General features: G+C 44.2%; 14 protein-coding genes. All 14 read right to left on the reverse strand.

The window, feature by feature from the left end; genetic code table 11:
* The coding region (locus BM090_RS17845; RefSeq protein ID WP_143084047.1) for a hypothetical protein at positions 1 to 193 on the reverse strand (193 nt) is incomplete at its 3' end.
* Positions 190 to 606, reverse strand: a complete 417-nt coding sequence (locus tag BM090_RS17850; protein ID WP_091516991.1) for a hypothetical protein — start codon at positions 604 to 606, stop codon at positions 190 to 192. The genes BM090_RS17850 and BM090_RS17845, both read right to left, overlap by 4 nt.
* A complete protein-coding gene (locus BM090_RS17855; RefSeq protein ID WP_091516994.1) occupies positions 578 to 1,141 on the reverse strand; it encodes a hypothetical protein in 564 nt (187 codons plus the stop codon). Before BM090_RS17855 ends, BM090_RS17850 begins: the two co-directional genes overlap by 29 nt.
* 75 nt (positions 1,142 to 1,216) lie before the next feature.
* Positions 1,217 to 1,705, reverse strand: a complete 489-nt coding sequence (locus tag BM090_RS17860) for a glycoside hydrolase family 73 protein (RefSeq protein WP_091516998.1) — start codon at positions 1,703 to 1,705, stop codon at positions 1,217 to 1,219.
* 3 nt (positions 1,706 to 1,708) lie between these two features.
* On the reverse strand, positions 1,709 to 2,248 hold the full coding sequence (locus BM090_RS17865) for a hypothetical protein (protein ID WP_091517001.1): 540 nt from the start codon (positions 2,246 to 2,248) through the stop codon (positions 1,709 to 1,711).
* A 58-nt stretch (positions 2,249 to 2,306) separates the two neighbouring features.
* The gene (locus BM090_RS17870; protein WP_091517005.1) at positions 2,307 to 2,915 is read right to left on the reverse strand and encodes a peptidoglycan-binding domain-containing protein; all 609 of its coding nucleotides are present in this window, start codon (positions 2,913 to 2,915) and stop codon (positions 2,307 to 2,309) included.
* Positions 2,916 to 2,927: 12 nt separating this feature from the next.
* On the reverse strand, positions 2,928 to 3,356 hold the full coding sequence (locus BM090_RS17875; protein ID WP_091517008.1) for a hypothetical protein: 429 nt from the start codon (positions 3,354 to 3,356) through the stop codon (positions 2,928 to 2,930).
* A gap of 2 nt (positions 3,357 to 3,358) precedes the next feature.
* On the reverse strand, positions 3,359 to 3,595 hold the full coding sequence (locus BM090_RS17880; RefSeq protein ID WP_091517012.1) for a hypothetical protein: 237 nt from the start codon (positions 3,593 to 3,595) through the stop codon (positions 3,359 to 3,361).
* 24 nt (positions 3,596 to 3,619) lie between these two features.
* Positions 3,620 to 4,747 carry a hypothetical protein gene (locus tag BM090_RS18600; protein ID WP_091517015.1) on the reverse strand — a complete coding sequence of 376 codons (1,128 nt, stop codon included), beginning with the start codon at positions 4,745 to 4,747 and terminating at the stop codon, positions 3,620 to 3,622.
* Positions 4,747 to 5,145, reverse strand: coding sequence for a hypothetical protein (locus BM090_RS17890; protein WP_091517017.1), 399 nt, complete (start codon positions 5,143 to 5,145; stop codon positions 4,747 to 4,749). The genes BM090_RS18600 and BM090_RS17890 overlap by 1 nt, the downstream gene beginning before the upstream one ends.
* 4 nt (positions 5,146 to 5,149) lie before the next feature.
* Positions 5,150 to 5,383, reverse strand: coding sequence for a hypothetical protein (locus BM090_RS17895; protein ID WP_091517021.1), 234 nt, complete (start codon positions 5,381 to 5,383; stop codon positions 5,150 to 5,152).
* 85 nt (positions 5,384 to 5,468) lie between these two features.
* A complete protein-coding gene (locus BM090_RS17900) occupies positions 5,469 to 5,957 on the reverse strand; it encodes a hypothetical protein (protein ID WP_091517024.1) in 489 nt (162 codons plus the stop codon).
* A 1-nt stretch (position 5,958) separates the two neighbouring features.
* The gene (locus BM090_RS17905; protein WP_091517027.1) at positions 5,959 to 6,411 is read right to left on the reverse strand and encodes a hypothetical protein; all 453 of its coding nucleotides are present in this window, start codon (positions 6,409 to 6,411) and stop codon (positions 5,959 to 5,961) included.
* 97 nt (positions 6,412 to 6,508) lie between these two features.
* Positions 6,509 to 7,117 carry a hypothetical protein gene (locus tag BM090_RS17910; RefSeq protein WP_091517030.1) on the reverse strand — a complete coding sequence of 203 codons (609 nt, stop codon included), beginning with the start codon at positions 7,115 to 7,117 and terminating at the stop codon, positions 6,509 to 6,511.
* Positions 7,118 to 7,216 lie beyond the last annotated feature (99 nt).

The following is a 7,216-nucleotide window of genomic DNA, read 5'->3' on the forward strand; positions in this document are numbered from 1 at the left end:
GAAGCCCGCCATTGTATGAAGTCAAAAAATTAACATCACTTAGGGGTGGAATTATCAATTCTTTAGGTTCAAAAAAAATTTGGTCAGAACTTAACGTACCTTTTGCGTTTGCCTGAATCAATATAATGTCATTACGCTGCAATATGGCGGTTTTTAAGGCTGCACATTCTGCTGTATAGTCTTCTAATTTCATTCGTCTTGGTCGTTGTCGTTGTTTTTGGGAATTAGTTTTTTGAGTTCGTTGGCCTTTCTTGCGTTTTTGGCTAACTTTTGTTCGATGGCCTCTTTTTCGTTGGCGTTGGCTTTTTCGTAGTGCGAACGCAAAACAACATTATCGCTTTCCAAGCTGGCCAAAACCCGTTGCATCTTGGCGGCAAATGCCGCGTTTACCTGTTTGGGGTCCGGGGCTTTTTTCGCTTTCGTTCCTGCTGCACCTACGCTGCCGTTCCCTGTGCTGGCTTTTCGGCGGTTGGCGGCTACGGCTACACCTGTTGTTATAATTGCAAAAACAATAAACAACAAAAGCGAAAATCCAATGTAGTAGGCCGCTCCTTTCGCAACCCAATCACCCGCCTTTTTAAGGGTACTCTTCTTTTTCTTTTTCATTGGCTGGAGTGTTTTTGGCTATCTTAAAAACTGGTCTTTCGGCTGGAGCTTCGGCTGGCGGCTCGGCTGCTATATCGGGCGGCTCTGGTGGCGGTGGCTCGGCTATCGGTATAGCGGTGTAACTACTTGCAAGACCAAGCGCGGCCAAACCTTCAATTAGATTCATTACTGTTATTGTGCCTGCCAAAGTGTAGTAAATCAGCAATGTAACTACTAAAACTTTTAGCATTTTCAAGGCAAAATGACCTTTTGCAATATTTGTAATTGAAAAAGTGTGTTTGTGCGCTCTAAACCAGTCCCGAATGTCGTCTTTGAAAAATGTTACAAAGATGCCACCAAGTGTTGAAAGGCCTCCGTAAAGCAACGCGGCAAAGGCGTTACCGACAAAATGCGCTATCTCGTGGCTGCCAAAAATCGAACAAAGGACAAAAGACAAGGTCGGGGGCGCGGCGTAAGCCTGTACCCCGTAAAAGCTGCCTAAAAAAAATGCCACAATGGTGTTAAACCCAAATTCTATTTTGTGGGTATGGTTCATTGTATAGAGTGGTTTTGTTTTGATAATAATAATAGAGAATAATCAGGGCTAAGGCTATAAGCCCAAGCCCTATGATTACTTTTTTTCGGCCAATGTTTCGGCCAAATCGTCTAAGGCTGTAAGATTGTTACTCTTAATAATGGACTCTATTACTTCGTTGTAATTAGAGGCCGTCGCGTAGCCTGCTTTTTCTAAGGCTTGCGCTTGCTGGGCGGGGGTTTTCGCGGCAAATACACCAAACTGTTTATAGCGTGGATTATCAAGTAAAAATTTTACGCGGTCTTTGATAGATTCGTCCGCCGTGTCGTAAACCCGAAACCATTGTTTTACACTCTTGCGAACCCCGTTTACTTCTTCTACCGTCAAAAGTAAAACCTTCTTACCCTTCCACGATGCGTCGGCCTTGATACCAAACCAATTATTATATTTCGTGGCTATCCCGTCTTTTCCCCAACCTGTCTCCAGTGCCATTTGAGCAAGGCAAACACTGGTAAACAACTTAGTACCTGCACACGCTTTGGCGGCTGCCTTGCCGAATTTTTGAACAAATTCTTTTGGTGTCATGGTTTAGGCTTTTTTCTTGGTGGTCGTCTTGGTCGCCGCTGGCTCTGCGGCGGCTGGCTCTGCTGGAGCTTCGCTGCTACTGTCGCCGTCGCCTGCGGATTCGCTGGCCGTCGCCGTCTTGACTGGTTCTGCTGGAGCTTCGCTGGCTGCTACCAATGGATAAGCTAAAATATAATCCAAATTCAATGGATTGCGGCCTGTGTTGGATACTTTCAAACTCGATGCGCTAAAGGTGCGATTTTTTGACAAAAAGGCCTTTTTTTTGCCATTTTCAACAAAAGTACCAATCGCAAACAAGCCTTTGCCGTCGGTGGCGTGGAGCGTGTTTTTTAGCTCTTTTTCAGGGTTCAACAACACAATAAAGGCGTTATCCAGAGGAACGTCTGGGCGACCACCAACCAAAAGAACAGAAACGCCTTTCGGTTCTGCTGTTTCGGCGCAAACCTCAACACTGATACTGTTTTCGGCTAATACTTTGCCTGTTTCGGCTAAATATGCAGCTTTGACGCGTGCAATTGCTGTGCTTTTTTCTAACTCGTACATAATTTTTAAAAGTGGTTTTTTAATTGAGAAATAAAATAATTAAATGATTGAAATTGCATTAAGCCGTTACCGACTTCCACCACAAGTAAGCGTCCGCCCAAAGAGGATTTGAGGTTGTGGCTACTATTTTGGCGGCTTTCGCGCCTGCATCAGTCATTTTTTTCTGCTTTCGCAAAGCCGCTAAACCTGTGTCCGTTACTTGTTTAGGGTTTTTAAATCCCTTTCGCGCTAATGCCTGCATTGTCTTTGTGCCAAAGTCGCCGTCGGGTTCTAAGTTTTCACCTAACTTGTTTAAGGCCTCTTGCACCTGCCGAACGTAGTATTTTCCTTTATCCCCAAATCGTGCAATTACGCGGCTGGCTGGTTTGCTTGTTTGGTTCGTGGCCGTCTCCGTCGTCGCTGGTTTTGGCTTTGGTTTCGGTGTTGGCTTTGGCGCAATAACAATGTTGCTTTGCTGCTGCCTGTTGTTGCTACTTGATGGCGTAAAAATACCTACAATACTATCTTTGAAATAGTAAATTATTCCAAGTGCAAGCAACACCGCCAAAAGTGCAAATAGCGTGCTATTGTCTCGATAGGTTTTCACCGCCTGTGTGCGTACTTCGGTCGCCGTCGGCAATGCTGGTAACTGCTCAATAACGGCGGGTAAATATCTTGTTGTTGCCATATATATAAGTGGTTAAAGTCCTGCCAATGCTTTAAATTTTGCAAACTCGCTACTGTTCAGCTCTTCGGCTATTCGCTCGAGTAAAACCTCGTTGTAAAGCTGCTTGTATCGTTTTGCTACCTGCGTAAAGATGCCCTTGCTTTGCTCGGCCAAACTATACATGGCCTCTACGTCTGTACCGTCAAAATCTATCATCCAATCAGTACCCGAATTATTCGCGGCGGCTCGGTATTCGCGCGCCAAAGTATTCAAATCAACGCTTTGGCCGTCGCTGTTGTTTGTGTAACTCTGGCCGTCTTGGTTGTCGTAATAGCCTTGTTTTATGCCTCGTACTGTTGATTTTGCAACAAAAAAGCCTATAATCACGATAGCCAAAATAATCGCTGCGATAGTGGCTTGGTAAGCAGGGCTTCGGGGCTGGTTTTGTGGGTTTTCAAACATGATTACATGAATTTAGTAAGGTTAGTAGCCAAAGAAAGCAAGCTCGGTCTTTCGCCTGAAGCGGCAATTCTGCGAACTTCCGCCAAAAGTTTTGGTTTCTCCAAAATAAAATTGATAGCGGCTTCCAACTCGTCCCCGCTTAATTGCTCGGCTGCGTCTAACAAGGCATTCATTTTTTGCTCGGCCTCCTCTCTGTTTTCTGCGGAAATAGTGACGTTTTTAAAATTAAAATCTGGCATTTTTTAAAGTGGTTTTTAGATGGTTTACTGTTGTGTTTTTTCTGCTTCTTTTGTTTTTTTGAAGCGGATAAAATCCTCAATCTCTTTAGCTAAGTCAGGATTAAATTCCATTTCTCCCATGACGTTATCCAGTGAGCGGCGTTGCTCGTCGCTGAAACTACTTGCGTCTATTTCGTAAACATTGCCGTCGTCCTCGTCCTCGTCGTTTTCCTCGTCGTCGCTGCCGTCCTCTTCGTCCTCCTCTTCCTCGTCGTCGTCGGTGTTAATCTGAAAACTTCGCGGCTTGCGCTCGGTCGCCTGTGCTGTCGCGCTGTTGGTGGCTGCGGTGGCCGTCGTTGTGCTGGCCGTCGCCTGTGCTGCTGTTGTTGCACCTGTTGCACCTGCAACGCTGGTTGCGGCGGCTACTGGCGTTTTGAAAAATGGCAAAACTGCACTCGCTAAATTTGCAATACCATTTAGTATGGCTTCGGGGTTGGCTGCAACACTATCCATAACACCATTTAGTCCGCCTTTTTTGCCGTCTGCTGCCTGCTGCATTTCAAGGCGCAATAATTCAATTTGATGTTTGTTGGCCTCTTGAGATGCCTTAAGCTGCATATCAAACATTTGCCTTTGCGTTTCCATTTCTCTGGCGTGTGCCTCTTCCTGAAATTCAAGAAACCGCTCGAAAAACTCGGTTGCGGCTGCATTTTTTCCGCCTGCAATCTTTGAAAGCAAAGCTAATTGATTCATCCCTGTACCTGCATTTGCGTTACCTGCTCCAACTCCCGCCAAACCCTCCAACGCGGCGGCTATCGGGTTGTTTTGCAGTTTGGCTAAAAACAAAATTGGGTCTTGTTGCGCCTGTGCTGCTTCGTCTTGGTTTGTTATAATAAAGGTTTTTGGCTTATTTCCGATGTCGGCTTTATTGTTGCCGTAATGCAACACCAAACGCGGTTCTTGCGATTTTTTGGCGTACTCTATGGCATCTTCCAAAGATGCGGCAAAGTCCAAAGGCTCTGACCGCTTATTGGCCGTAATACTTGGGTCGAATTTTTGGTACAAAATAGCTCCCGTACTGTCTGTAATGTGCCAATAAGGATATTTTGCGAATTTGAAAGATAAAGATTCTATCTTTTCATTTTCGTCTATATAGATAACGGTTGGTTGCATTATGGTAATAGGATAATTCTAACAAAAAAGAACTTAACAAAACCCGTAATAGTACCTAATTCAAATTTTCTTTCCATTGTTTTAGGTGTCTGAAACAAAAAGGAACATTCAAAACTGGTGCGGTCGTTGTTGGCTTTTTCTGGCACAATAGCAATTTTCGTTTGCTCCGTTCCGCCTATCAAAGTAATAGTTCCGCCGTCTTCGTAATTTGAAACAGAAAACACCCCCTTGTAGAAAAACAACATACTATCTGCTTCTTTAGATAAAACATCGGTGCTTACTTCCCCTTCCTCTAACGAAAACACAACGCTTCTAAAATCAAGCCTGTAACGGCTGCCTTCGTCTCGCCTTATGCCTTTTGCGGCCAAATATTGATTTATTGCCAGTTCTAATTCCATTATACTACTCGTTTACTTTGAGAAAAACCTTAAAAACTACTTCGGCGGCTTGGTCTAATTCGCCCAAAACATCGGTCTGGATAACTCCCGCTATGTGCTTGATTCGTCCCCCGTGCGCTTGGTCGCTCAATGGATAGAACGTTAGGCCGTTGGTTGGTAATTCGGCTTCCTGTTGCCTTTCACGCCGTGCAAGGTCTATCGCCTGTGCGCGTGATTCGATTATTGTTGGTAGTGCCATGTAATATATTGATTAAAAACATTGTGGTTTGAAGTGCAAGTGCTGAAAGTTAAAAAATACATCATTTGAAAATCAATAACTTACGTTAAACTTCAGCATCTGCTGCGGCCAGGTCTTCAGCTCTCGACGGCAATGTAATATTTCCGTCATAAACGATATATTTTCCATTAAAGGCAATGGCTGCGGGTTGGCTACCTACTTTGATAACAAGGGCTTTGTAACGTCTGCTTTTATCGTTAATAAAATCGCTAAAAGCCTGCTTGTTAGCGATTTTAAAGCCGCCTAAACCATTGGCCGCTAACATGGCCGTCGGCTGCGTTACTTCTAAAATTTCGGGCTGGCCTTCAAAGGTGGCGTTATAGGCTTCCACATCTACGCGCTTAACCGTCAAAGAATCAATCAAAATATTTTGATTATTATTCACAGATAGACTCACGTTTGCCGCCCCGTTTGAAGCCCAAAAAACAAGTTCCTTTTCTTTGTTTTCGTAGCGTTGGGGTAAAGTCAAAGAAAAACTATCCGTCTTTCCTGCGGTGGTTTTGATGGCGTAAAGCTCGTGTAATTTAGTAGCCATGTTATTTGTTTGACTTTTGAAGGACAAATGCTAATTGTACGCTGTAATTTTGAATCGCTGCGGCGGCAAAGCTCGCGGCTTGCGTGGCATCGTTTAGGGTTGCGCGAATTTTGTCTTGGTTTACGTCTAATTTTAGCGGCCAAATACGCTCTTCGATTTTGGCACTGGAAAGCGTATTGATTGAGTTTAGCCAAAGACCCTCTGGCAAATAGTCAGAATCTGAACCAACTTTTAATTGTCCTAAATTGACGCGTGCCTGAATAGGGTATATGGTAGTCATAAAACCTATTAAATATTTCCAATCGGTTTCAATCGTTACTTCTTTAGTCAAACTTCCACCAATAGTACGCCCGTCGCCTGAAATATAATTTTTACCCTTATTGGCTTCATTTTCGCCTAAAAGCCCGAAAGCAAAATCTAAGGTTATAACTCTAACGGTTTCTAAAGTTTTCATCGCTGCAATTATTTAAGTGCTAAGGAGAGAGAAAAAGGCCGCTAATTCTTAGCGTTTAGCGGCCTTTCAAAATATAGTCCTAATGTTGCGCTATGTGTTATGCTAAGTTTGGTTTAGCAGCTACTTGCAAGCCGATTAAGGTTACACGAATAACCCCGTCGATTTCGGCCTCGCCGTTGATGGTTACTTTGATTTCCTTTTGCGGTGGGATATACAAAGGGGATTTCAGTTTGTAAAAACCATACGGTTTTGTGCTGTCGCCCACCGCTGCGTCTGGATTGGCGGTGTAAAATTGGTTCATGTGCAACCCTTTGACTCTGTCTGCGCCTGCGGTGTTCAAGTCAATCTCTGCGCTGTGCATCGCGTCGGTAAAAGGAGCAGGCACAAAACCCTCCAGCGAATCGCCTTGCTCAATCATAATCGCGGTACAAATGAAATGCTGGTCTTTTTCAAGCATGGCTTTTGCCAATGAACAAACACCCGCTTTGATGTCGTCGTCTGTTTTGAAAATTTTAACAGAATCAGAACCCGCCTCGCGTGTGCCAAAAACCGTTCTGTCAATGAAAATCATTGCACCTTGCTTGATGGCCTCTTGAATACTTTCAGGCAATTCGCCCAAACGGTCTAATGCGGCTTGTCTGGTGCGGCCTGCGCCTGCTTCTACTGGGGTTTTGTCTTGGCTTGCGCCTATTGTTGTTTCAAACATTTTTTTAGTGGTTTTGTGAAAATTAAATTATTGAAAATTGGTTAGGTACTGTTTTGTTTTGCAGGCAAACTATTTGCGTTTGCCTGCGGTTTTCGGTTT

The organism is Flexibacter flexilis DSM 6793, from assembly GCF_900112255.1.
Taxonomy (GTDB): Bacteria; Bacteroidota; Bacteroidia; order Cytophagales; family Flexibacteraceae; genus Flexibacter; species Flexibacter flexilis.